The organism is Rhodococcus sp. JS3073 (assembly GCF_026810085.1).
GTDB lineage: Bacteria > Actinomycetota > Actinomycetes > Mycobacteriales > Mycobacteriaceae > Rhodococcus_F > Rhodococcus_F wratislaviensis.
Genome location: NZ_CP113951.1, coordinates 3,234,973 through 3,259,811 on the forward strand (window position 1 = coordinate 3,234,973; position 24,839 = coordinate 3,259,811).

At 67.2% G+C, this 24,839-nt stretch carries 19 protein-coding genes; 5 read left to right on the forward strand and 14 right to left on the reverse strand.

The features are described 5' to 3' along the window. Positions 1-12: 12 nt before the first annotated feature. From OYT95_RS14555 to OYT95_RS14570, 4 genes are all read right to left on the reverse strand, one after another. Entirely contained in the window at positions 13-783 is a 771-nt protein-coding gene (locus OYT95_RS14555; RefSeq protein ID WP_268791801.1) for an SDR family NAD(P)-dependent oxidoreductase, read from the reverse strand. Next, on the reverse strand, positions 780-2,285 hold the full coding sequence (locus OYT95_RS14560; RefSeq protein WP_268791802.1) for a C45 family autoproteolytic acyltransferase/hydolase: 1,506 nt from the start codon (positions 2,283-2,285) through the stop codon (positions 780-782). The genes OYT95_RS14555 and OYT95_RS14560 overlap by 4 nt, the downstream gene beginning before the upstream one ends. Continuing rightward, positions 2,282-3,118, reverse strand: a complete 837-nt coding sequence (locus tag OYT95_RS14565; protein WP_128640116.1) for a polysaccharide deacetylase family protein — start codon at positions 3,116-3,118, stop codon at positions 2,282-2,284. The genes OYT95_RS14560 and OYT95_RS14565 overlap by 4 nt, the downstream gene beginning before the upstream one ends. 288 nt (positions 3,119-3,406) lie before the next feature. Next, positions 3,407-4,786, reverse strand: coding sequence for an aspartate aminotransferase family protein (locus OYT95_RS14570; RefSeq protein ID WP_268791803.1), 1,380 nt, complete (start codon positions 4,784-4,786; stop codon positions 3,407-3,409). Positions 4,787-5,075: 289 nt separating this feature from the next. On the opposite strand from OYT95_RS14570, the gene OYT95_RS14575 reads away from it, so the two are divergent. Beyond that, the gene (locus OYT95_RS14575; RefSeq protein WP_268791804.1) at positions 5,076-6,602 is read left to right on the forward strand and encodes a gamma-aminobutyraldehyde dehydrogenase; all 1,527 of its coding nucleotides are present in this window, start codon (positions 5,076-5,078) and stop codon (positions 6,600-6,602) included. 2 nt (positions 6,603-6,604) lie between these two features. Here the strand turns inward: OYT95_RS14575 and OYT95_RS14580 are convergent, their stop codons facing one another. After that, entirely contained in the window at positions 6,605-7,066 is a 462-nt protein-coding gene (locus OYT95_RS14580; protein WP_037242237.1) for an Lrp/AsnC family transcriptional regulator, read from the reverse strand. A 248-nt stretch (positions 7,067-7,314) separates the two neighbouring features. Between OYT95_RS14580 and OYT95_RS14585 the strand changes: the two genes are divergently transcribed. Beyond that, positions 7,315-8,811, forward strand: a complete 1,497-nt coding sequence (locus OYT95_RS14585) for an APC family permease (RefSeq protein WP_268791805.1) — start codon at positions 7,315-7,317, stop codon at positions 8,809-8,811. 67 nt (positions 8,812-8,878) lie between these two features. On the opposite strand, the gene OYT95_RS14590 is transcribed toward OYT95_RS14585, so the two are convergent. The 3 genes from OYT95_RS14590 to OYT95_RS14600 all read right to left on the reverse strand — a co-directional run bounded on the left by OYT95_RS14590 (position 8,879) and on the right by OYT95_RS14600 (position 15,270). Further along, positions 8,879-12,160 carry an NAD-glutamate dehydrogenase domain-containing protein gene (locus tag OYT95_RS14590; protein ID WP_268791807.1) on the reverse strand — a complete coding sequence of 1,094 codons (3,282 nt, stop codon included), beginning with the start codon at positions 12,158-12,160 and terminating at the stop codon, positions 8,879-8,881. Positions 12,161-12,289: 129 nt separating this feature from the next. After that, complete coding sequence (locus tag OYT95_RS14595) at positions 12,290-13,678, reverse strand: aspartate aminotransferase family protein (protein ID WP_037242244.1); 1,389 nt, start codon at positions 13,676-13,678, stop codon at positions 12,290-12,292. 20 nt (positions 13,679-13,698) lie between these two features. Continuing rightward, positions 13,699-15,270, reverse strand: a complete 1,572-nt coding sequence (locus OYT95_RS14600) for a CoA-acylating methylmalonate-semialdehyde dehydrogenase (RefSeq protein WP_268791809.1) — start codon at positions 15,268-15,270, stop codon at positions 13,699-13,701. Positions 15,271-15,402: 132 nt separating this feature from the next. Between OYT95_RS14600 and OYT95_RS14605 the strand changes: the two genes are divergently transcribed. The 3 genes from OYT95_RS14605 to OYT95_RS14615 all read left to right on the forward strand — a co-directional run bounded on the left by OYT95_RS14605 (position 15,403) and on the right by OYT95_RS14615 (position 19,338). Beyond that, a complete protein-coding gene (locus OYT95_RS14605; RefSeq protein WP_112302004.1) occupies positions 15,403-17,010 on the forward strand; it encodes a PucR family transcriptional regulator in 1,608 nt (535 codons plus the stop codon). 214 nt (positions 17,011-17,224) lie between these two features. Then, positions 17,225-18,322, forward strand: a complete 1,098-nt coding sequence (ald, locus tag OYT95_RS14610) for an alanine dehydrogenase (protein ID WP_268791812.1) — start codon at positions 17,225-17,227, stop codon at positions 18,320-18,322. A gap of 134 nt (positions 18,323-18,456) precedes the next feature. Next, positions 18,457-19,338: a biotin-dependent carboxyltransferase family protein gene (locus OYT95_RS14615; protein WP_268791813.1), complete on the forward strand. Its 882-nt coding sequence runs from the start codon at positions 18,457-18,459 to the stop codon at positions 19,336-19,338. 4 nt (positions 19,339-19,342) lie between these two features. On the opposite strand, the gene OYT95_RS14620 is transcribed toward OYT95_RS14615, so the two are convergent. The 6 genes from OYT95_RS14620 to carD all read right to left on the reverse strand — a co-directional run bounded on the left by OYT95_RS14620 (position 19,343) and on the right by carD (position 24,733). Further along, positions 19,343-20,539, reverse strand: coding sequence for a fatty acid desaturase family protein (locus OYT95_RS14620; RefSeq protein WP_112302006.1), 1,197 nt, complete (start codon positions 20,537-20,539; stop codon positions 19,343-19,345). 153 nt (positions 20,540-20,692) lie between these two features. Then, positions 20,693-21,661 carry a 23S rRNA (guanosine(2251)-2'-O)-methyltransferase RlmB gene (rlmB, locus tag OYT95_RS14625; RefSeq protein ID WP_007301532.1) on the reverse strand — a complete coding sequence of 323 codons (969 nt, stop codon included), beginning with the start codon at positions 21,659-21,661 and terminating at the stop codon, positions 20,693-20,695. Positions 21,662-21,663: 2 nt separating this feature from the next. Beyond that, positions 21,664-23,058: a cysteine--tRNA ligase gene (gene cysS, locus OYT95_RS14630; RefSeq protein WP_037242255.1), complete on the reverse strand. Its 1,395-nt coding sequence runs from the start codon at positions 23,056-23,058 to the stop codon at positions 21,664-21,666. Positions 23,059-23,069: 11 nt separating this feature from the next. Then, entirely contained in the window at positions 23,070-23,546 is a 477-nt protein-coding gene (gene ispF / locus OYT95_RS14635; protein ID WP_112302007.1) for a 2-C-methyl-D-erythritol 2,4-cyclodiphosphate synthase, read from the reverse strand. Then, positions 23,546-24,226, reverse strand: coding sequence for a 2-C-methyl-D-erythritol 4-phosphate cytidylyltransferase (ispD, locus tag OYT95_RS14640; protein WP_112302008.1), 681 nt, complete (start codon positions 24,224-24,226; stop codon positions 23,546-23,548). Before ispD ends, ispF begins: the two co-directional genes overlap by 1 nt. Before the next feature lie 18 nt (positions 24,227-24,244). Next, the gene (gene carD, locus OYT95_RS14645; protein WP_005262216.1) at positions 24,245-24,733 is read right to left on the reverse strand and encodes an RNA polymerase-binding transcription factor CarD; all 489 of its coding nucleotides are present in this window, start codon (positions 24,731-24,733) and stop codon (positions 24,245-24,247) included. Positions 24,734-24,839: the final 106 nt, after the last annotated feature.

Sequence of the window (24,839 nt, forward strand, 5' to 3'; positions counted from 1 at the left end):
CTTTCGGAGAGATCAGGCGCCGACGACGAGGGCTCCACCGTTGACCGCGAGGGTCTGACCGGTGATGAATGCGGCTCCGTCGGAGGCGAGGAAGGCGACGGCCGCGGCGATTTCGTGGGCATCGCCGAGACGGCCGAGGGGGACTGCTGCGAGTTCTTCGGCATAGACGTCATCGGGAACCATCCGGGTGTGGATCGCGCCCGGTGCTACGGCGTTGACGAGGATCTTCTGCGAGACGAGTTCGGAGGACAGCGCCTTCATCAGCCCGAGTTGCGCGGTCTTGGACACCATGTAGCCATAGGAGTGGCCGTCAGGAACCTGCCCCCACTGCGAGGAGATGAAGATGACACGCGGTGCCGCGCTGCGCGCGAGGAGCGGTGTGGCGGCACGGGTGATGGCGTACGGCCCGAGGACGTTGACGGCGAGATAGGGCCGGAGGTTCTCGACCGGTGTCTCGTCGAGGGTCTTCCAGTCGTGCATGATGCCGGCGTTGTGGACCAGGATGTCGAGACGACCCCAGTTGTCGTCCGCGACGGCGACGACGCGTTCGCCGGCGTCCGGTGCGGTGACGTCCAGTTCGAGGCATTCGACGCGGCGCCCGGTGCTGTCGCGGATCCCCTCGGCGACCGCCGACAGTTCCGCGACGTCGAGATCGGCGATGATCAACTCGGCTCCGCGGGACGCGAGGGTCCGCGCGTGTGCGGCGCCCATGCCGCGTGCCGCGCCGGTGATCAGCGCGACGCGGTCATCCAGCCGAACACTCGGAATGGCGGCCGGACTCATACGCCCGCTCCCACGATGTGCGGCTCGGTGACGTACAGCATGTTGCCGTCGGGGTCGAAGAACGGACGGTACTGGTACCAGGTGCCGCTGGGGTGCTTCCACTGGATCCGCTCGTCGACCCATTCGACGCGTCCGTCCAGCGCGGCCTCGGCCTCGTCGAGGCTGTCGACCTCGAACGCGATCGAGTCGTAACCGGGTGCGTTGTCGGGGTTGACCGCGGTGCGGCGCGGCGCATGCTCGCCCACTTCGGATTTGAAGATGTAGAGCGTCACGTTGCCCATGTCGATCGCCGCCCACTCCTCCTCCTTCTCGTACGGGAGGTGGAAGGGCAGGCCGAGGACGCCGTGATAGAACTCCACGAGTGCGTCGACATCGTGTGTGAGGATGTCCATGTTGTCGATGCGCTTCAATTTCAGCACGGTGTTCTCCTTGGTCGGTGCCGCGAAATCGGCAGGAATGGTGCAGGGCCCACCGGAATGGGCCGTCAGGGTTCCGTTCTCGACGTCGAGCGAGACGGTGGCGAGGGTTTCGAAGCGTGCCGCCGTGGGCAGGGCGGGGTCGACGTGGCAGCACGTCGCACCGCCGCCGAGCAGGTGCGACGTCATCGCCTCGACGACTGCGGGGGCATCGACGTCCGGTCTGCCGGACAGTCGACGGCGGAGCATGTCGAACCGGATCACGGTGTCCGGGCCGTCCCGGAGTTCGGTGTCGTGCAGGTTCGCCGGGCTGCTGAGGAAATGGTTGGTGTGGACGAGCAGGCCGTCGCGGTCCGGCAGGGCGTATCCGATCCCGCCGGGGTGTAGTTCGACGCTCACGGCGGCGGATTCGCCGCCGGAGTTCGCGACGAGTGTCAGCGACGTCGACGCCGAGACCTTCGCCTGGGCGAGCCGGACGAGCGCGTGGTTGAGGTCGCGCGACTCGTCGAGGACGGCGCGAGCCAGCACGTGCACTGGGACACCGATCCCGTTCCCGTCCTCGGAGTGGTGGAGGATGTTGAAGTGCACGCCGAGCCCGCGGTCGTTGACGCCGATCTTGCCGACGATGCCGTATTCGGTGACGGTGGTGGTCAGATGACCGTTCTCGTGCGGGATTTCCCAGACGAACCAGAGGTCGGCGAGTTCGGCGAACCAGTCCCACGCCTGAACGGAGACCGGTGCGTCCCCGTCCCGGAGCCGGACGACCGTCGAGCACTCGCTCGGCGTGACTCCGCCGACCGCGGCCAGCACCTCGGTACGCGCGTTGATCGCCGCGACCGCGGTCACCGGAAGACCGGCGCCGTCGGCGATGCCGGCAATCTCGCGGGCGATCGCGGGTGCGGCAGCCGTGATCCGCTCGAGGGCGAGGGTCCCCCAGTGGTCCAGGTCGACGGCCGAGCCGGCAGCGCGGTCGAACAACTGCCGGTATGCGGCAACGGACGCGCCGACCTGTTCCGCATGGGCACTGCCGAACTCGTAGCCGCGGTCCCGCGGCCGGACCTGTGTGGAACGGAACCGGCGGGTCACGACGCCACCTGCAGTCGCGGCGCCACCAACTCGGCGACCTCGTCGAGGCGGGCGAACCACACGTCACCGGACTCGGCCATGTGCGCCACCACCTGCTCGAACTGGGCGAGCCGGTAGGGGCGTCCGATGACCTCGGGATGCATGGTGAAGCTCGTGTGCCTGCGTTCGGCACGGGCCGACTCGAATTCTGCTGTCCAACAGCGGCGCAACTCTTCCGGGTCGGCGACGTTGCCGCCACCGTCGATGTTCCAGCCGAAGCGCGGCCAGTCGTCGAGCGACCAGTGCACGGGCAGTTCGAGGATCTCGCGGCCGTCCCAGGACTCGATGTAGGGACGGTCGTCGCCCATACAGCTGGAGTCGTAGAGGAACCCGCGTTCGACGAGCAGAGCGAACGTCTCGGGGGTGAGTTCCCAGGACGTGGAGCGGTATCCCTTCGGCCGCGGGACGCCGAGCCGCTCGAGTGCCTCGAGCCCGTTGTCGATCTCGTCGATCTGTTGCTGCTCACTCACCTTGTCGCTGCGCAGGTGCAGGTGGCCGTGGTGACCGATCTCGTGCCCGGCGTCGAGCAGGCTCGCCACCATCGCGGGGTGGTGCTCCGCGGTGTGACCCGGGACGAAGAACGTCGCCGAGATGTCGTATCGGCGGAGCAGATCGAGGATGCGCGGCACTCCGCGCGTGACGCCGTAGCGCCCCTCGGACAGGATGGTCAGACGGCGTTCGTACTCGTCGCCCTCGCCGAGCCAGCCGGCCTCCGCGTCGACGTCGAATGTCAACGACACCGCGGCCGCCTTGCTGCCCGGCCAGTCGGCAGTGGGAAGTTCCTGAATCGTCAAGACGTGCTCCTCGTCGATTGTGCCGCTCCCGGCGGCTGAGAGAACTCGATGCTGCGCATTTCGGCATCCAGCGGGGTAAATTCAACGCTTTGCGTGTTTCAGAACACATTAACAGTGCGCAAACCGCTACACAACCCCGAAAATGCCCGGTTTGCGTCGCTACTGCCGATCCGGCTGCGCATTGCGCAGCCTCGCTCCCGATGTGCGCGTTCGGCGCACCGGAAAACACGAAGGCGGCACCTCGACGCCGTAGTCGAGGTGCCGCCTTCCGGCATGGGACCCGTTGCGTTACAGCAGGTTCCAAGCTTCGGTGAGGACGCTGCGGAGGATGTTTTCGATCTCGTCGAATTCGGCCTGACCGCAGGTCAGGGGCGGGGCGAGCTGGATGACCGGGTCGCCGCGGTCGTCGGCCCGGCAGTACAGGCCGGCGTCGAACAGGGCGGTGGAGAGGAACCCGTGCAGGATCCGTTCGGCCTCGTCGTCGGTGAACGACTCCTTGGTGGTCTTGTCCTTGACCAGTTCGATGCCGTAGAAGAAGCCCTCCCCGCGCACGTCCCCGACCATCGGCAGATCGGTCAGCTTGTCGAGGGTGGCCCGGAACGCCGGCGCCTGCTCGGCGACGTGGGCGTTGAGGCCCTCGCGTTCGAAGATGTCCAGGTTCGCCAACGCCACCGCCGCCGAGACGGGGTGCCCGCCGAAGGTGTAGCCGTGCGCGAACATCGACGCACCGTCGGCGAAGGGTTCGAACAGCCGGTCCGAGGCGATCATCGCCCCGATCGGCGAATACCCCGACGTCAGGCCCTTGGCGCAGGTGATGATGTCGGGCACGTACCCGAAGTCGTCGCACGCGAACATCGACCCGATCCGGCCGAACGCGCAGATCACCTCGTCCGAGACCAGCAGCACGTCGTATTCGTCGCAGATCTGCCGGACCCGCTCGAAGTAGCCGGGCGGGGGTGGGAAGCAGCCGCCGGCGTTCTGCACCGGTTCGAGGAAGACGGCGGCGACGGTGTCGGGGCCCTCGAATTCGATGGCCTCGGCGATCCGGTCGGCGGCCCAGATCCCGAACGCTTTCGGGTCGGAGCCGAGGGGTTCGGGGGCCCGGTAGATGTTGGTGTTGGGGACCCGGAACGCGCCGGGGGTGAGCGGTTCGAACGGGGCCTTCAGGGCGGGGATGCCGGTGATGGCCAGGGCCCCCTGCGGGGTGCCGTGGTAGGCGATGGAGCGGGAGATCACCTTGTGTTTGCCAGGTTTGCCGACCTTCTTGAAGTACTGCTTGGCCAGTTTCCAGGCGCTTTCGACGGCCTCGCCGCCGCCGGTGGTGAAGAAGACCCGGTTCAGATCACCGGGGGCGTAGCCGGCGAGGCGTTCGGCGAGTTCGATCGCCGGTGGGGTGGCGTACGACCAGAGCGGGAAGAATGCGAGTTGTTCGGCCTGCTTGGCGGCGGCCTCGGCGAGCTCGGTGCGGCCGTGCCCGGCCTGGACGACGAACAACCCGGACAGTCCGTCGAGGTAGCTCTTGCCGGTCGAGTCCCAGATCCGGGCGCCCTCACCGCGGGTGATGATCGGCGGGGTGATGTTCTGCCCGTGACGGGAGAAATGCCCCCACAGGTGGCGCGCAGCCGAGCGTTCGAGTCCGGTCGTGATTCTTTCGGTGACAGCAGTCATCGTTATCCTCAATTGCGTTTTGGTTCAGTCTATTTCGGACCGGTTCGGGTTCCATCGGCCGGACCCGGGATGGCCACTCGGCGGATCGTCGAACACCGAGGTTGGATCCGGCATGCGTCAATCCTGACCGCATTTCCCCGCGAATTCAAGTAGTCACGGCGAGAATGTTGACGCAATACGCAGATTTTTGCCGGATTTATCGACTTAATTCGCGAACACGGGTAGCCAACACGAGATCGCTCTTCTACTGTGAGGAAATCTTTCGTCGCCCCCGTCTTGGAGTGATCTCATGACCGTCTCGGCCCCCTGCCCGTCCTCTCCCCCGATCGGCCTGCCGACCACCGTGCCCGGCTGCTGGATCGCCGGATCCCCGGCCCAAGGATCCGGCGACACCCACCGCATCCTCGATCCGGCGACTGGCGCACTCGTCACGACACTGACGCTGGCGACCGCATCGGACGTCGACGCCGCCGTCCGGTCGGCACGAGCCGCCTTCCAGGCCTGGTCGGGAGCGGTCCCAGCCGAGCGCGCAGCCGTTCTCACCACCCTCGCCCGCGCACTCGAACGCGACGCGGAACTGTTCGCCCGCGAAGAAGTCGCGCAGACCGGCAAGGCGATCCGGCTCGCACGCGAATTCGACGTCCCGGGCAGCATCGACAACATCGACTTCTTCGCCGGGGCCTCCCGCAATCTCGAGGGCAAGGCCTCCGCCGAGTACTCCCCCGACCACACCTCGAGTATCCGGCGTGAGGCCGTCGGCGTCGTCGGGTCGATCACGCCGTGGAACTATCCGCTGCAGATGGCGGTGTGGAAGGTGATTCCGGCGCTGGCCGCCGGATGCACGGTCGTGCTCAAACCGAGCGAGCTCACTCCCCTCACCACGCTGCGCCTCGCCCGGCTGGCCACTGAATCCGGTGTGCCCGACGGCGTGTTCAACGTGGTGACGGGTACGGGTGGCGAGGTCGGGGCCGCGCTCGCCGGACATCGCGGCATCGATGTCCTGACCTTCACCGGGTCGACCGCCGTGGGCCGGACGGTGATGGCGCAGGCGGCCGCGAACGGTACCCGCGTGCAGCTCGAGCTGGGCGGCAAGGCCCCCTTCGTCGTGTTCGACGACGCCGATCTCGATGCGGCCGTACACGGTGCGGTGGCGGCGTCCCTGATCAACGGCGGCCAGGACTGCACCGCGGCGACCCGCGCGATCGTGGCGGACTCGCTGTACGACGACTTCGTCGCCGGTGTGGCCGAACTGATGGAACGGGTGGTCGTGGGCGATCCCTGGGATCCGGACACCGATCTCGGATCGCTGATCACGCTTGCTCATCGCGACCGGGTCGACGGCATGGTGCAGCGCGCCCGCGCCGCCGGGTTCCGGATCGTGACCGGCGGATCCGCCCCCGACCTGCCCGGGGCCTTCTACCTCCCGACCCTGATCGCCGACGTCACCGAGGACGCCGAGATCTACCGCGACGAGGTGTTCGGACCCGTGCTCACCGTGAGCCGCCACTCGGGCGACGACGACGCGATTCGCCGCGCCAACGACACCGACTACGGTCTCGCCGCGTCGGCCTGGACGACGAACCTGTACCGCGCGCAGCGCGCATCGCGGGACATCGACGCGGGGTGTGTGTGGATCAACGATCACATCCCGATCATCAGCGAGATGCCGCACGGCGGGGTCGGCGCGTCCGGCTTCGGCAAGGACATGTCGACGTACTCGTTCGAGGAGTACCTGACCGTCAAGCACGTCATGAGCGACATCACCGGGGTCTCCCGGAAAGCCTGGCACCGCACGGTCTTCAGCGACGGACGGTAGGACTACTCCTTCGAGGGCGTGCCGTACCGCAGCTTGTGCACTTTGAGGATCGAGATGGTCTCCGTGGTGCGCACGCCCTCGATGGTGCTGACGTGTTGATTCAGGAAAGCCCACAGCTCGGCATTGTTGGCGCTGCCGACCTCGACGCAGATGTCGCTGCGCCCCAGCAGTGTCGAGACGTACGTGATCTCCGGCATCTCGGTCAAAGTGTCCACGACCTGCTGGTGCCGGGCCGGGTCGACCGTCAGGAACACCAGCGCCAGTTGCGAGTCGCCCAGCCGTTCGGGATCCGCGAACGCGACGATGCGCAGGATGTTCAGATCCTGCAGACGCTTCACGCGCGCCCGTACCGTCGCCTCGGAGGACCCCAGGTTTCGGGCGATTTCCCGAAACGCTCGCCGCCCATCGTCTTCGAGTTGCCGCAGGATCGCGCGGTCCAGTTCGTCCAGAGTGTGCTGAGACATGGACCGACTCTATCCAGAACGACGAGATCAGTGGCGTTGCGGGGCCAAAAGGCTGCATTTCGTGAATGTAAGCGAACAGCGAGTACGCATTGCGCGGCACATTTCGTCTTGTGCGACGCATTGCGCGGTGTTAGTGTCTTGAATCACATACTTGCGGCGGTCCGTCGGCCTCCACTCGACTCGAGTCGCCGAGGGCCGCATTCTGAATACACACACTGCGCCGACAAGGCCCAGAACTGGAGAATCCCGTGAGCCTGCACGATTCCTTCGCCGACGACCACACCTATGAGAAGAACCTGCGGTGGTGGGACGGTTTCACGATCAGCCTCTCGATCCCCGCCGCACTCTTCGTCGGCATGGGGTACGCGATCGGCCTGATCGGCGCGTGGACGACGCTCGTCCTCCTCGGCGCCGTCGCGGTCCTCGCGTGCCTACAGAACTTCATCTACTCCGAGATGGCCAGCATGTTCGTCGACAAGGTCGGCGGCATCTCGATGTACGCCCACCAGGGCTGGCGGACCCGGTCGACCCTCGTCGGTCCGCTCGCGACGTACGGCTATTGGTTCTCCTGGTCCAGTTCACTCGCCATCTACGGTCTGCAGATCGGAAAGCTGGTCCAGGCCGAATGGTTCCCCGAAGAGACGTGGACATTCTCCACGGGCCTGGCCACCATCGGACTCCCCCACCTCATCGCACTCGGCGTGCTGGTCATGGGCTGGGGCCTGAACGTCCTGGGCATGCGACCCGCGATGTGGCTGATGTACGCGACCGGCGCGCTCGTCCTCGTCCCGATCGTCGTCTTCGCGGCCGCTCCCCTCCTGTCCGACAACTGGTCGATGAGCAATCTGCACTGGGACATCGCCGCCAGCGGTGAAGCAGGCTGGCGCACCGCGATCGCCTGGATGTTCGTCCTCGCCTGGTCGGTGTACGGCATCGAGGCCGTCGCCTCGTTCGTGCCCGAATTCCGCGACACCATCCGAGACAGCCGAATTGCATTGCGACTGGCCGGTTTCTTCGTCATCGCCGTCTACATCCTCGTCCCGTTCGGCGTCGGCGGACTCGTCGACCAGGCGGATGTCGCCGAAAACCCCGTCTCCTTCTACCTGACCGTGTTCGAAAGCCTCTTCCCCGGTGGCGACATCGTGATGGCGATCTGCCTCATCGCCGGCCTCGTCCTCCTGATGGTCATGACCACCGCCGACGGCGGACGCGTACTCCACGGCAGCGCCCGGGAGGGCCTCACCATCAAGCAACTCGGTGAGCTCAACCGTTTCAAGGTCCCGGGGCGTGCCATGTCACTGGATCTGCTCGTCAACGTCATCCTGATCCTGTTCGTCGGCGAGGCCCTCGCTGTCATCGTCGCCGGCATCGTCGGCTACCTCATCTGCCACATTCTGTCGCTGACCGGCTTCCTCAACCTGCGCCGCGACGAACCGGACGCCCATCGCCCCATCAAGCTCGGCAAGCAGTGGGTGTACATCGCCGGTCTCCTGGTCGTCGTCGACACGATCATGGTCGTCGTCGGCACGCTCAGCGCCTCCATCACGGGATACGGCAGCACGAAGGAACTCATCGTCGGCGTCGTCGTCCTGTCGCTGTCGATCGTGCTGTACGCCTACCGGCGCGTCGTCCAGGACGGTCAGCCCTGGATCTGGAAGGAACCGGCCTCCGCCGTCGAAGCCGACTTCGTACCCGACGACGACGAGGACGAAGTACCCACCATCGATCCTGCACGCACCCTGTAGCTTCGCCCGTGAGTACTTATTAACCGCCCGAGGTTAATAAGTACTCACAGGCGCGAAGCGCATTGTGTCAGTGCAGATCCGCCATCGAGCGCACCTGACGCGCCGCGACCGACAGTGACGCGAGATCGTGGGTGGACGCGGCGTCGATCTCCCCCAGCGTCCGGCGAGCCCGTTCGTTCCTCGCTCGATTCGCACTCTCCCACAGCAGAATCCGGGAGTCCGGTGCATCACCGGGCTCCCCCGAGGACAGGACATCCCGGGTCAGGAGCCGGACGGAGCGGTACAGGTCGTCCCGCAGCGCCACCCGGGCGAGGGTGTGCCACCGTTCACCCCGCGGAAGCGCCGACACCTTGATCAGCCATCGATCCACGCCGAGGTGATCGGAGAGGGCGAAGTAGAGCGGCGCCACCTCGGCTACGTCGTGCTCCAATTCGCGGGCGACGTCCACGATGTCGAGCAGGCTGAACCGGTAGAGGCCGTCCGCGATACGCCGGGCGATGGACGTCTCGACGCCCGCGTGGTCGTAGGAGCGACGCGTGTCCTCCATCGCCAGCGCCTCCGCGCCGCGGAGCCATCCGCCGACGTCGCCGGAATGCGTGTGGACGTGGCACCGGAAGTTGTCGATCTCGTCGTCCACCGACAGCGGCTGACGACGGTTGGCGAGGAACCACCGCGACGCCCGGTCGAGCAGCCGGCGGGCCTCGACGACCAGTTCGTACTCCGTCGCCGGTGGCAGCTTCGCCGCGGCGATGTCGGACCAGAGTTCCGCAAGCCCGAACACTTCCGACGTGATGACGAACGCGCGCACCACATCCGCGGGCCCGGCCCCCGTCTCCTCGCGCAGCCGGTACGCGTATGTGAGCCCGCCGCGGGCGAAGATGTCGTTCACGATCTCGGTGGCGAGGATCTCCTGGCGGAGGGGATGCGCGTCGATGGGGAGGACGGAGCGCAGCGCGGCCGGGAAGTACGCGCCGAGCCGTTCGGAGAAGTACCCGTCGGCGAAGACGTCCGTATCCTCGAGTTCCGCTTTCAGATCCAGCTTGGCGTGGGCGAGGAGGGTCGCCAGTTCCGGCGAGGTCAGCCCGAACCCTGCCTCCGACAGTTCGGCGAAACCCTCGGGGTTCGGAAGCGCCTCCAGGTCGCAGTCCAGACCGCGCTTGTCGACCAGGTCGTTCACCATCCTCGAGTGCACGTCCACCATCCGGTGGGCGTTCGACCGGGCGTCGCCGAGTACCCGGTTCTGCGCGCGATTGTTCGCGAGCACGAGTTCCGACACGTCGTCGGTGAGCGCCCCGAGCAGGTCCGAGCGCCGCACCGGATCCAGCCGCCGGTCGACGGGCAGCGAGTCGAGCAGGATCTTGATGTTCACCTCGTGGTCGGAGCAGTCCACTCCGGCCGAATTGTCCAGTGCATCCGTATTGACGAGCCCACCCGTGCGGGCGAACTCGATGCGGGCGAGCGGCGTCATGCCCAGGTTGCCGCCCTCGGCGACGGCCCGCGCGCGCAGCCGGCCCGCATCGATCCGGACGGTGTCGTTCGCTTTGTCACCCGCATCCGTGTGCGACTCCGACGAGGCCTTAACGTACGTCCCGACTCCGCCGTTGAACAGGAGATCCACCGGGGCGGCGAGGATGGCGCGGATCATCTCCGGCGGCGTCAACGTCGTCACCGACGAAGCGAGACCGAGCGCCGTCCGCATCTGGCTGCTCACCGGAATCGATTTGCTCTCCCGCGACCAGACGCCGCCGCCTGCACTGATGAGGGTCCGGTCGTAGTCGGCCCACGACGACCTCGGCAGCTCGAACAACCGGCGGCGTTCCTGCCAGGCCTGCTCCCCGCGGGGAGTGGGGTCGACGAAGATGTGGCGGTGGTCGAACGCGGCGACCAGCCCGATGCCGGCACTCGCCAGCATGGCGTTCCCGAAGACGTCACCGCTCATGTCGCCGATCCCCGTGACCGTGAAACTGTCACGGTCGACGTCGATACCGAGTTCGGCCAGATGCCGGGTGACGCTCACCCACGCACCCTTCGCGGTGATGCCCATCTTCTTGTGGTCGTAGCCGACCGAACCGCCGGACGCGAACGCGTCACCGAGCCAGAAGTCGTACGTCCGGGCCACCTCGTTGGCGGTGTCGGAGAATGTGGCCGTGCCCTTGTCCGCCGCCACCACGAGGTAGGGGTCGTCGCCGTCCCGGCAGACGACCCGGTCGGGGTGAACCGATTCGGCTGTGTCCGAACGGTTGTCGGTGACGTCGAGCAGCCCGGAGATGAACTGCCGGTAGCACACTTGGCCGGTGGACGACGGGTTGCGCACGACGAACCCGCCCTTGGCGCCCGCGGGTACGATGACGGCGTTCTTCACGGCCTGCGCCTTGACGAGTCCGAGGATCTCGGTGCGGTAGTCGTCGAGGCGGTCGGACCAGCGGAGCCCGCCGCGCGCGACGGGTCCGTATCGCAGGTGCACGCCCTCCATGTCCGGTGAATACACGAAGACCTCGTAGAACGGCCGCGGCCGCGGAAGCTCGTCGATCTCGGCGGAACGGAACTTCAGCGACAACTGGGGACGATCCGGACCGAGCGCTCCGTCCCGATAGAAATTGGTGCGGGTCGTCGCCGCGACGAGGCCAGAGTAGGCGCGCAGGATGCGGTCGGCGTCGAGGCCCTCCACGTCGGCGAGCAGCGATTCGAGTCGGCGGGCACGATGTTCGACCTCGTCGTCGCGGGACGTGCCGCCGCCGGGACGGGATGGGTCGAAGTGTGCGTGAAACAGATCCACGAGCGCCGACGCGAACTCGGGACGCGACAGCAGGACCGCCTCGATCCGGCCCTGGTCGTAGGGCAGAGCACTCTGCCGCAGAAAGCGGGCGTACGCGCGCAGGAGCACGACCTCCCGCCAGTCCAGGCCGGCGGCGAGCACCAGCACGTTGAACCGATCCGCCTCCGCCCTTCCCGACCACAACGCACGGAACGTCTCCAGGACAGCCTCGGGTTCGACGGATCCCGACGCCACCGCGGACGTGACGAGCGGTCCCGCGGACACCTGGAAGTCGTAGAGCCGGCACACCAGTCCGTCGGTGCGGCGGAACACCGACGTCCGCTGGTCGACGACCTCGAGGTCGAGGCTCCCGAGAAGCCGGAGCACCCGCTCGAGCGACACGGTCGAGCCTCCGCTGTAGAGCGTGACCCGAAGTTGCCGGTTCTCGCGCGGTCCGACGGTGTCGACGTGCAGGTCGAATGCATCGGCAGTCAATCGGTCGAGGATTGCGACGTCGGGAGCCGGCGGCCGATCCTGTTCTTCGACGTAGCCTTCCGGCAGTGACAGTGCGAGCGTGGACGTGGTCGAGCTCATAGATTCTCTCCGTTGAGATCCGGGCGCCGTGTGGTTGTCGTGGAAAAGGGAAAGATCCGCCCCGCAGGCGCCATTGACCGCGGGACGGATCGAGTGTCAGGACACGGGTGTGTCGGCAGACGGGGTGTGTCAGGAGTTGCGGTGTGCGTCCGCGATGTCGAGAACCGTGTCGAGGATCGCGAGTCCTTCGCGGGCCTCGGCCTCGGTGACGGTGCACGGCGGCACAGCGTGAATCCGATTGAAGTTGGCGAACGGCAGCAATCCTCCTGCCTTGCACGCCGCGATCACCTCGTTCATCGCCGGACTGGAGGCGCCGTACGGAGCGAGCGGTTCCTTCGTGGCGCGGTCGGCGACGAGTTCGATCGCCCAGAACACGCCGAGTCCGCGGACTTCACCGATCGACGGGTGCCGGTCGGCGAGGCCACGCAGTCCGGGACCGAGGATCTCGCTGCCGATCCGGGCCGCGTTCTCGACGATCCGCTCGTCCTCCATCGCGTTGATCGTCGCGACGGCGGCCGCGGTGGCGAGCGGGTGCCCCGAGTAGGTGAGCCCGCCGGGGTACGGCCGGTTGGCGAACGTCGCCGCGATCTTCTCGCTGATCGCGACACCACCGAGCGGGACGTACCCGGAGTTGACCCCCTTCGCGAACGTGATCAGGTCGGGAACGACACCGAAATGGTCGATCGCGAACCATTTTCCGGTTCGGCCGAACCCGGACATCACCTCGTCGGCGATGAACACGATGCCGTAGCGGTCGCAGATCTCGCGAACACCGGCCATGTAACCGGGCGGGGGCACCATGATCCCCGCGGTCCCGGGAACCGATTCGAGCACGATCGCTGCAATCGAGTTCGGCCCCTCGAGGCGGATCAGCTGGTCGAGATGCTCGAGCGCGCGCTCGGTTTCCTGCTGCTCGTTCTCCGAGTGGAACTGTGACCGGTACAGGAACGGTCCGTGGAAGTGGACGACTCCGCTGTTGCCGTAGTCGTTGGGCCACCGGCGCGGATCGCCGGTGAGGTTGATCGCGGTGTCCGTGCCGCCGTGGTACGAGCGGTACCGCGACAGCACCTTGTAGCGGCCGGTGTGCAGCCGAGCCATGCGCACCGCATGCTCGTTGGCGTCGGCGCCGCCATTGGTGAAGAACACCTTGTTCAGGTCACCCGGAGTCCGCTCGGCGATCAGCCGCGCGGCCTCGGAGCGGGCGTCGTTCACGTACTGCGGTGCGATGGTGCACAGCTTCGCGGCCTGGTCCTGAATGGCGGCAACGACTTTGGGGTGCTGATGCCCGACGTTCGTGTTGACGAGCTGGGACGAGAAGTCGAGCATGCGGTTCCCGGCACCGTCCCACACGTACGAACCCTCGGACGCGAGGATCGTCATCGGGGTGATCTGCTCCTGCGCGGACCACGAGTGGAACACATGCGCCCGGTCGAGGGCATACGCGCGCTCCCCTTCGACGCGGGCCGCGTCGAGGGACTGACCGGTGGGCAAAAGTTCCTGGGAGACTGTCGTCGTCATGACCGTAGGTCCTTTCCGGCTCAGTTGTTCTGGGGGAAGCCGAGATTGATGCCGCCGTGGCTCGGGTCGAGCCAGCGGCTGGTGACGACCTTGCCGCGGGTGAAGAAGTGCACGCCTTCGGTGCCGTGGGCGTGACTGTCGCCGAACAGGGAGTTCTTCCAGCCCCCGAAGGAGTAGTAGGCGGTGGGGACGGGGATGGGGACGTTGATGCCGACCATGCCGACCTCGACCTCGTTCTGGAACCGCCGGGCCGCGCCGCCGTCGTTGGTGAAGATGGCGGTGCCGTTGCCGAACTGGCTGGAGTTCACCAGTTCCAGGGCCTCGTCGTAGGACTCGACCCGGATCACGGACAGGACGGGGCCGAAGATTTCGTCGGTGTACACACTCATGTCGGTGGTGACGTGGTCGATCAGGGTCGGTCCGAGCCAGAACCCGTCCGCACCGCCATTCGCCTGCACGGTCCGCCCGTCGACGACGATGGTGGCGCCGTCCTGTTCGCCGGCGTCGATGTAGGAGGCGACCTTGTCGCGGTGCACCTTCGTCACCAACGGACCCATGTCGGAGTCCTGGGTACCGTCGCCGATCTTCAACGTGTCGGTGCGCTCTTTGATCTTGGCGACCAGTTCGTCGGCGATGTCCCCGACCGCGACCAGCGCGGAGATGGCCATGCAGCGTTCCCCGGCGGAGCCGAAGCCGGCGTTGACCATGGCATCGGCGGCGAGGTCGAGGTCGGCGTCCGGCAGGACGATGGCGTGGTTCTTCGCCCCGCCGAGTGCCTGGACGCGTTTGCCGTGGGCGGTGCCGGTGGCGTACACGTACTGGGCGATGGGGGTGGAGCCGACGAAGCTGATGGCCTTGATGGCGGGGTTGGTGAGCAGTTCGTCGACGGCGGTCTTGTCGCCCTGCAGGACGTTGAACACCCCGGCCGGGAGTCCGGCTTCGGCCCAGAGTTCGGCCATCCAGATCGCGGCGGTCGGGTCCTTCTCACTGGGCTTGAGGACGACGGTGTTGCCGGCGGCGATGGCGATGGGGAAGAACCACATCGGGACCATGGCGGGGAAGTTGAACGGGGAGATGATCCCGACGGGCCCGACGGGCTGGCGGATGGAGGAGACGTCGATGTTGGTGGAGGCGTTTTCGGTCATGCCGCCCTTGAGCAGGTGGGGCATGCCGCAGGCGAATTCGACGACTTCCTGGCCGCGGGAGACCTCACCGAGTGCGTCGGAGACGACCTTGCCGTGCTCGGAGGTGATGATCTCCGCCAACTCGCCCTTGCGGGCGTTGAGCAGTTCCCGGAACTTGAACACGATGGAGGAACGCTTGGCGAGGGAGGTGTCGCGCCAGGCGGGGAACGCGGCCGCGGCGGCATCGATCACGGCGCGGGCGTCCTCGACGCTGGCCAGGGCGACCTGACCGGTCACGGCACCGGTGGCCGGGTTGGTGACCGGGGCGGTGTTGCCGCTCGTGCCGGCGAAACTCTTGTTGTCGAACCAATGCGGGATGGTCCGGCCTTCGGCGGAATGCGAGATGGTCCGGCCTTCGGCGGAGTGCGAGATGGTCCGGGTCTGCGCTGCGCCATCGCTGTGTGTCATGGGTGTCCTTACCGAGAGAGCCGATACGCGGAAAGTCCGCGCGGAGTGCGATGTCTTCACTCTGGTCCGTCAACCAGCCCCCGGAGCCCGACGATCTGTATAGAAATACGACTTCTGATTTACACTGCGTAAATGCAGCCCACCATCGTCGACATCCTGGGGCTCCCGGTCGTGCAGGCGGGGGCGCCCGAGGTGATCGGCGGCGGACAGCTCGACAGACCGGTCCGGTGGGTACACGTCAGCGATCTACCCGATCTGTCGAACCTCCTCCAGGGTGGCGAACTCGTCCTCACCACCGGCCAGCCGCTCGCGGACGACTCGTCGAGCGTCGCCTACCTGGAGGGACTGGCCGCGGCGGGCGCAGCCGGACTCGTCGTCGAACTCGGCGTCCACGTCGACACCGTGCCGGACGGGGTGGCACGCGCCGCCGACAGACTGTCGTTTCCCGTCATCGCACTGCACCGCCAGATCCGGTTCGTCGAGGTCACGGAGGAAGTGCACCGATCGATCGTCGCGGAGCAGTACGACGAGGTCGCGTTCGCCCGGCACGTGCACGAGGTCTTCACCGACCTGAGCATGAAGCGGGCGTCGCTCGGTGAGATCGTCGACGCCGCGGCCGGCATGCTCGGCGCCCCGATCGTGCTCGAGGACCTCAACCGGCAGGTACTGGCCTTCGCGGCGCAGGGAACCACGGCGGCGGATCTCCTCGCCGAGTGGGAACGTCGGTCGCGGCTGACACCCGTGTCGCATCAGACCGCGGTCGACGGCCCGGAGTCGTGGACGGCGACGCCCGTCGGCGCGCATCGGCAGGAGTGGGGACGACTCGTCGCTCCTCGCCCCGTCGCCGCCGAAGGTCGGGCGCGGATGACCCTCGAGCGTGCCGCGCAGGCGCTCGCACTGAACCGCATGGTCGAGCAGGACCGGACCGCGCTCGAGCAGCAGGCCCAGAGCGGACTCGTCGACGAACTCCGCCGCGGACGCATCCAGGACGAGGCCGAGGCGACGGCGCGCGCCCATGCGCTCGGCCTCCGGCCGGCACTGACCTACCTGCCGATGACGGTCCGGGTCGGCGAAACCGCCAGCGCCGACCAGGTTCTCGCGCAGCGACGCCGAGTGAACATGCTGGACGCCGTCCGCCACGCGGTCCGGACGTCGCGGCAAACGGCACTCACGGCGAACACCCGGGCCGGACAGATCGACCTGCTCCTGTCCCATCCGCCGGCGTCCACACCCGACGCGCTGTTCGAGCTCTGCGAGGCGATTCGTGCCGCGCTCACCCGGCTCGACGGCGTCCTCCATTGCACGATCGGTGTCGGTCCCGAATCGACCCGACTCCTGGACGCCGCGGGCGGCCTGACGGAATCCGCTCACATCGCCGAGGTCGCGCTGTCGTTGCCACCGGGCGACAAGGTTTTTCACCGAGCAGCCGACATCCGGTTGCGCGGTCTCCTCGCCCTCATCCGGACCGATCCGCGGGTGCAGGCATTCGCCGAGACCGAACTCCGCGGCCTGCTGGAACATCAGGCGCGACACGGCGGTGACAGTGTCGACGTCCTGCGCAGCTTCCTCGAACTCGGTGGCAACAAGACGGAACTCGCGAAACAGCTCCACCTCTCTCGCCCCACGCTCTACGCGAAACTGGCCACGATCCAGCGGCTGCTCGGCGTCGACCTCGACGACGCCGAGTCCCGGACGTCGCTGCACACGGCCATGCTGATCCTGCGGCTCCGCCACCCGTGAGTACTTATTAACGGCGGGCGGTTAATAAGTACTCACGGGGCGAAGCCACTGGGCCGAACATCCTTCGACGAGGACCGGCTCAGGGTGCCCGCGTCCGAATAGTCGCGCGCCATCGCACCAATGTTGAGAATTATCTTCACAACTGTTGGCATGAAAGGACGCTTTCTTCACTATTGGCACCTACCAATCGAATTTCCGACAGCACGGAGCTCTCATGAAGATCGGCATCCCCCGCGAGATCAAGAACCACGAATACCGCGTGGCCATCAGCCCCGCCGGTGTTCACGAACTCAGCGAACGCGGCCACGAAGTGATCATCGAATCCGGCGCCGGCATCGGCTCGTCCTTCGCCGACGAGGACTTCAAAGCCGCAGGCGCACAGATCCTCCAGGCCGCCGACCAGGTATGGGACACCGCCGACCTGCTCCTGAAGGTCAAGGAACCCATCGCCGAGGAATACGCCCGACTGCGCCAGGACCAGGTGCTCTTCACCTACCTGCACCTCGCCGCCTCCAAGGACTGCACCGACGCCCTGCTCACGTCGAAGACCACCTCCATCGCCTACGAAACCGTCGTCGGCGCCGACGGCTCCCTCCCCCTGCTCGCCCCGATGAGCGAGGTCGCCGGACGCCTCGCCCCGCAGGCCGGCGCCTACCACCTCATGCGCCAGGGCGGTGGCCGCGGCGTCCTCATGGGCGGTGTCCCCGGCGTGCGCCCGGCGAAGGTCGTCGTCATCGGCGCCGGCGTCTCCGGTAAGAACGCGATCGCCGTCGCCTACGGCATGCACGCCGACGTCACCGTCCTCGACCTGTCCATCGCCCGCCTCCGCGAGATCGACGCCCAGTACCACGGCCAGGTCAAGACCATCACCTCCAACAGCCTCGAACTCGAACAGGCCGTCCTCGACGCCGACCTCGTCATCGGCGCCGTCCTCGTCCCCGGCGCCAAGGCCCCCACCCTCGTCTCCAACAACCTCGTCTCGCGGATGAAGCCCGGCTCCGTGCTCGTCGACATCGCCATCGACCAGGGCGGCTGCTTCGAGGACTCACGACCCACCACCCACGCCGAACCCACCTACCAGGTCCACGACTCCGTGTTCTACTGCGTCGCCAACATGCCCGGCGCCGTCCCCCGCACCTCCACCTACGCCCTCACCAACGCCACCCTCCCCTACGTCGTCGCCCTCGCCGACAAGGGCTGGCAGGAGGCCGCCGCGACCGTCCCCGGCCTCGCCGAGGGACTGTCCACCCACGACGGCCAGCTGCTGTCCACCGAAGTCGCTGCCGCGCACGGCTATACGGCCGCTGCATAGTCCTGAGCGGCTGATCTGCAGCCCGTGTGTACGCGTCGCGCACCTCCGTAACGGTGCGACGCGTACGCACGGGGCGCGAATCGAGATCGGCGAGAGCGTATCCAGAAGCGCTGCGGATGCGGGACAATCGAACGATGGCTTGGCTCGAGGTCGTGCGCACCGGACCCTTCACCACCGTGCAGGATCGGGGCCGCCCCGGCTACGCGTCGATCGGCGTCGGCGAGTCGGGTGCCGCCGACCGCGACGCGCACGACAGCGCAAACCGGTTGGTGGGTAACCACTCCGACGCAGCGACGCTGGAGGTCACGCTCGGTGGGCTCGCGGTGCGTGCGGCCGGGACCGTCTCCGTCGCCGTCACGGGCGCCCGCAATCCCATCACCGTCAATTCCGAACCCCGGCCCGACTACACGATGCTGCACCTGACTGCCGGTGACCTGCTGGAGATCGCGTTCGCCTCGGAGGGACTCCGAAGCTACGTCGCGGTGCGCGGAGGTTTCGACGTGCCGGCGGTGATGGGGAGCCGGTCCACCGACACTCTGTCGGGTATCGGCCCCGATCCCGTCGCCGAGGGTGATCGGCTGCTGGTCGGTGCGGATGCCGGCGACTGGCCTGCGGACGAGATCATCCCCCCGCCCGTCGCTCCCGAGGATCCGCTGATGATGCGGGTGCGGCTCGGGCCGCGGGACGACTGGTTCACACCAGCGTCGGTCGAGGCGCTTCTCCGCGAGACGTGGACGGTCAGCTCCGACACCAATCGCGTGGGGGCGCGGCTCGAGGGTCCTGGACCGCTGCACCGCGCCGTGCCGGGAGAGATGCCGAGCGAGGCCATGGTGGCGGGGGCGCTGCAAGTGCCGCCCAACGGTCAGCCCATCCTGTTTCTCGCCGATCATCCGGTGACCGGCGGCTATCCGGTGATCGCTGTGGTCGCCGAGGCCGATCTTCCGGTGGCCGCGCAATTGCGGCCCGGGCACCGGGTCCGATTCCACCGAATGGTGGCGTCGAGCATTCCGCGGTGACGGCCTACCTCGCGGCGAGCGCGGTCCTGAGCCCGCGAAGACGCCCGGTCACGGGATCGGCTCCGAGCACCGACCTCCCACGGAACTTCGCTTCCGAGGCCGTCTCCGGCGCATCGTCGGACGTCGCCCGGAGGAATCGGTTGGGCAGCGCCAGCTTGTGAATGGTGCGCAGCGTCAGAAGGTACTGCCGCGCAAGCGAACCGGTGGTGTACGGCAGGTCGTACTTCTCGCACAGGCCGCGCACCGCAGTCGAGATCTCGGCGTACCGATTGCTGGGGATATCGGGGAAGAGATGGTGCTCGATCTGATAGCACAGGTTGCCGCTCATGAAGGCCATGACAGCTCCGGCCCGGAAGTTCGCGGTGCCGAGCATCTGGCGCAGATACCACTCGGCCCGGCTTTCGTCCTCCAGTTCCGCGAGCGTGAATTTCTCTGCTCCGTCGGGGAAGTGACCGCAGAAGATCACGACGTACGACCACACGTTCCGTAGCAGGTTGGCGACGAGATTCGCCTTCAGCGTTCGTCGCCACCGACGCCCGCTGAGAACGGGGAACAGCACGTAATCTTTGCCCATCTGCCGCGCGATCTTGCCGAGCAGATCTCGCACCGGTGGACGGAGACGCCGGCTCGCCTTGTCCTCGGCACTGGGCGGAAGCAGATCGTGGAGCGCGATGCCCCATTCGAACGTCGCCGCGAGCAGAAGATTCTGAATCGGTTGCACCAGGTGGATGGGGCGCCATTCCTGATCACGGGTGACCCGCATGACGCCGAACCCGACGTCCTCGTCCATTCCGAGCACGTTGGTGTACTTGTGGTGCCGGAAGTTGTGCGCATACTTCCACTGCGACGACGGCCCCACCTGATCCCACTCCCAGGTGCTCGAGTGGATCTCGGGATCGTTCATCCAGTCCCACTGCCCGTGCGAGACGTTGTGCCCGATCTCCATGTTCTCCACGCTCTTGGCCACACCCAGTGCCGTCGTACCGAGGACCACCCCGGTGGACGTCCGGCTGCCGTGGATCACCAGTCGCGCGAGGCCGTCGAGCAACCGCTGGAACGCGATGGTGCGGCGGATGTACGTCGCATCCTTCTCGCAGAGGGACTCCGCGACGTCGCGGCGTAGTGCGTCGAGTTCGAATCCGAGCGCCTCGACGTCCTGCTGGGTGAGGTGCGCGTACTCCTTGATATCGGTGATTGCCATGACCGGCCTCCAACCTCGCGGCCACTGATGACCTCAGTGAACGCCGGTGGTAGCAGCCTGTCAACACTGTAGGTCTACGGTAGGTGTCGACAGCGTTGACAGCGCCGCCCTCAGCCCACTACCGACCGTGCGGGCTTGGACGGGTCCGGGAGCCTAGCCGCGGCGACGGCGGGCGATGTCGGCGAGCACGACACCCGCGGCGACGGACGCGTTGAGTGATTCGACGGGGCCTGCCATCGGGATGCTGAGGATGGCGTCGCAGTTCTCGCGGACGAGACGCGACAGTCCCTTACCCTCGGAGCCGACCACGACCACCACGGGGCCGCTGCCGTCGAACTCGTCGAGGGTGGTGTCGCCACCCGCATCGAGACCGACCACCTGAACGCCCTTGGACGCCCAATCCTTCAGCGTGCGAGTGAGATTGGTGGCTCGGGCGATCGGCAGGCGGGCTGCCGCGCCGGCGCTCGTCCGCCACGCGACCGCGGTGACCGACGCACTGCGCCGCTCCGGGATCACCACACCGTGACCACCGAATGCGGCCACCGAACGCACGACGGCACCGAGGTTGCGGGGATCGGTGATGTTGTCGAGGGCCACGAGCAGCGGCGCCTCCTGATGCTTGCGGGCTTCCGCGATCAGGTCGTCGGGGTGCGCGTAGCGGTACGGCGGCACCTGCAATGCGATGCCCTGGTGCATGCCGTTGGCGCTGAGCCGGTCGAGATCGGTCCGGGGAACCTCGAGGATGGAGATGCCCGCGTCGGCCGCCCGCTGAACGGATTCCTTCAGGCGATCGTCGCTCTCGGTCCCGACCGCGACGTACAGCGCGGTCGCGGGGACACCGGCGCGCAGGCACTCGACGACGGGGTTGCGGCCCAGCACGTTCTCGGGGCCGTCGAGCACCTTGCGTCCGGCGGTCTGACGACCGCGGCCGGGCTGCTTGTCGGCTTCCCTGGCTGCGCGCGCGGCACGCTTGGCGGCGGGGTGCTTGGTGCGTGCTTCCGCGGGCGGGGTGGCGCCGCGGCCTTCCAGTCCCTTGCGGCGCTGGCCACCGGAGCCGGCGACCTGCCCCTTCTTGGTACCGGCCTTGCGGATGGCTCCGCGCCTACTCGAATTTCCAGCCATTACTACTGTCCTGCCTTGAGAGACCACTCGGGCCCGTTGGGGGTATCGGTGACCTCGATGCCCGCCCGGATGAGACGGTCACGCACCTCGTCGGCCACAGCCCAGTTCTTCTCGGCGCGGGCACTCTGCCTGCGCTCGAGTTCGGCCCGGACCAGAACGTCCAGGGCATCGGTTGCCGCGGACGCGTCCGCGGTCTCCTGAGTCCAGTGCTCGTCCAGCGGGTCCACGCCGAGGATTCCGAGCATGGCCCGGACCTGCGACGCGATCTCGCGCGCACCCTCGAGGTCGCCACCGTCGAGGGCGATGTTGCCCTCGCGGACCTTGCCGTGCACCTCGGCGAGCGCGGCGGGGACGGCGAGGTCGTCGTCGAGCGCGCGAGCGAACGCCTCGGTCCACCGTCCGACCGGTACCTCACCGGCACGCTCCTGCGTGCGCAGCACGAACGATTCGATCCGGCGGAACGCCGCGGCCCCCTCGTCGAGCGCGGTGTCGGAGTATTCGAGCATCGACCGGTAGTGGGCACTACCCAGGTAGTAGCGAAGCTCTTGCGGCCGAACCTTTTTCAACACGTTCGGCACCGAGAGAACGTTGCCGAGCGACTTCGACATCTTCTCGCCACCCATGGTGACCCAGCCGTTGTGCAGCCAGTACTGCGCAAAGTCGTCACCGGAGCACTTGGCCTGCGCGATCTCGTTCTCGTGGTGCGGGAACACCAAGTCCAGGCCACCGCAGTGGATGTCGAACGCCGCCCCGAGATAGAACTCGGCCATCGCGGAGCATTCGAGGTGCCAGCCCGGCCGGCCCCGGCCCCACGGCGTCGGCCACGACGGCTCGCCCGGCTTCTCCGCCTTCCACAGCGTGAAGTCGCGGGGATCGCGCTTGCATTCGCCGGCGCTCTCGCCCTGGTGGACGTCATCGAGTTTGTGCCCGGACAGGCTGCCGTACCGGGGGTAGCTGCGGACGTCGAAGTAGACGTCCCCGCCCGCCGCGTACGCGTGGCCGTTGTCGATGAGGCGCTGCATCATCTCGACCATCTGCGTGATGTGGCCGGTGGCTCGCGGCTCGACGGACGGCGGCAGCACACCCAGTTGCTGATAGGCCCACGTGAAGGACCGCTCGAACGTGGCGGCCCACTCCCACCACGGCCTGCCTGCCTCCGCGGCCTTGTTCAGGATCTTGTCTTCGATGTCCGTGACGTTGCGGACGAACGCCACGTCGTAGTCGTGGGCGAGCAGCCAGCGTCGCAGCACGTCGAATGCGACGCCGCTGCGTACGTGGCCGATATGGGGGTCGCCCTGCACCGTGGCGCCACACAGGTACACCGATGCGTGTCCAGGGGCCAGCGGAACGAAGTCACGCAAGGCCCGCGTCTCGGTGTCGAATAGGCGCAGGGTCACGACCAGCGATCCTACCTGGCGCTTCGATCGGGAATGACCAACGCGGTGGCCATGGCGGCGATCCCCTCGCCGCGGCCGGTGAGCCCGAGCCCGTCCGTGGTGGTCGCGGACACCGAAACCGGCGCGCCCAGAATGTCGCTCAGCACCTTTTGCGCTTCGTTTCGGCGCGGGCCGATCTTCGGCCGGTTCCCGATCACCTGGACCGCGGCGTTGGCGACGCCGAAGTCGTCCTCTTCGAGGAGACGGCGTACCTCGGCGAGCATGGCGGCACCGCTCACCCCGGACCACTCGGGCCGCCCGGTTCCGAAGACGGTGCCGAGATCGCCGAGTCCGGCGGCGGAGAGCAGGGCGTCGCAGAGTGCGTGCACGGCCACGTCGCCGTCCGAATGGCCTGAGCAGCCGTTCTCGTCCTCGAACAGCAGGCCGGCCATCCAGCACGGCCGCCCCTGCTCGATCGGGTGGACGTCCGTCCCGATTCCGACTCGCACTAGTGCGCTCCCTCTTCCACCAGCGCGCGGGCCAGTACGAGGTCCAGCGGCGTGGTGATCTTGAATGCTGTGGGTTCTCCGACGATGCTGCGGACCCGTTCCCCGAGGCGCTCCACCAGCCCGGCGTCGTCCGTGGCGATGCCGTCGGCGGCGTCGTAGGCGCGCCGGAGCACTTCCGCGGTGAATCCCTGCGGTGTCTGCACGGCCCGAAGTTCGGACCGTTCGGGGGTGCCGGTGACCGCACCGAGAACGTCGACGGTTTTGATCGTGTCCGTCACGGGGAGGACCGGGATGACCGCGTTGCGGCCGCATCGTAGTTCCGCGACCACCCGCGCGATGAGCGACGGCGGAGTGAGGGCGCGGGCGGCGTCGTGCACGAGCAGGTACTCGGCATCGTCGGCGACGGCCAGCCCGGCACGAACCGAATCGGTCCGCTCGCTTCCACCGGCCACAACGGTGACTTCACTCGGGACGAGGGTTCGCGTCGACTCGACGAGTTCCTCGGGAACGATCACGACGACGCGGTCGACAGCCCCCGACTCCAGGAGCCCGTCGACCGCGCGAGTAAGCATGGTCGTCCCACCCAGATCAACGAATGCCTTGGGCTTGTTCTCACCCAAACGCACTCCCTGACCTGCGGCGGGAACCAGCGCGACTACAGGACCTTTTCCCTCGGTCACTGTGTGTATCGCGGCTGTCTAGGACGCGGCCGCGAGGACCTCGTCGAGGATGGTCTCGGCCTTGTCGCTGTCGGTGCCTTCGGCCAGTGCGAGTTCGCCGACAAGAATCTGCCGCGCCTTCGCGAGCATGCGCTTCTCTCCTGCGGACAGGCCGCGATCCTGCTCACGACGCCACAGGTCCCGAACGACCTCGGCAACCTTGTTGACGTCACCTGACGCGAGCTTTTCGAGATTCGCCTTGTAGCGGCGTGACCAGTTGGTGGGTTCTTCGGTGTGCGGTGCCCGCAGTACCTGGAAGACCTTGTCGAGACCTTCCTGGCCGACGACGTCGCGTACGCCCACGTACTCTGCGTTGTCTGCGGGAACCCGTACGGTGAGATCGCCCTGAGCAACCTTGAGAACGAGATATTCCTTCTGCTCACCCTTGATGGTGCGGGTTTCAATAGCTTCGATCAGCGCCGCACCGTGATGGGGGTATACGACGGTGTCTCCGACCTTAAAAATCATCTGTCCCGTGCCCCTTTCGATCATTCGAGTTTAACACGTGTCCGGAACCTGGTCGCATCAACGGTGCAGGTCAGGGGCATCATGGCCTGACCGTAGGGGTTGACAG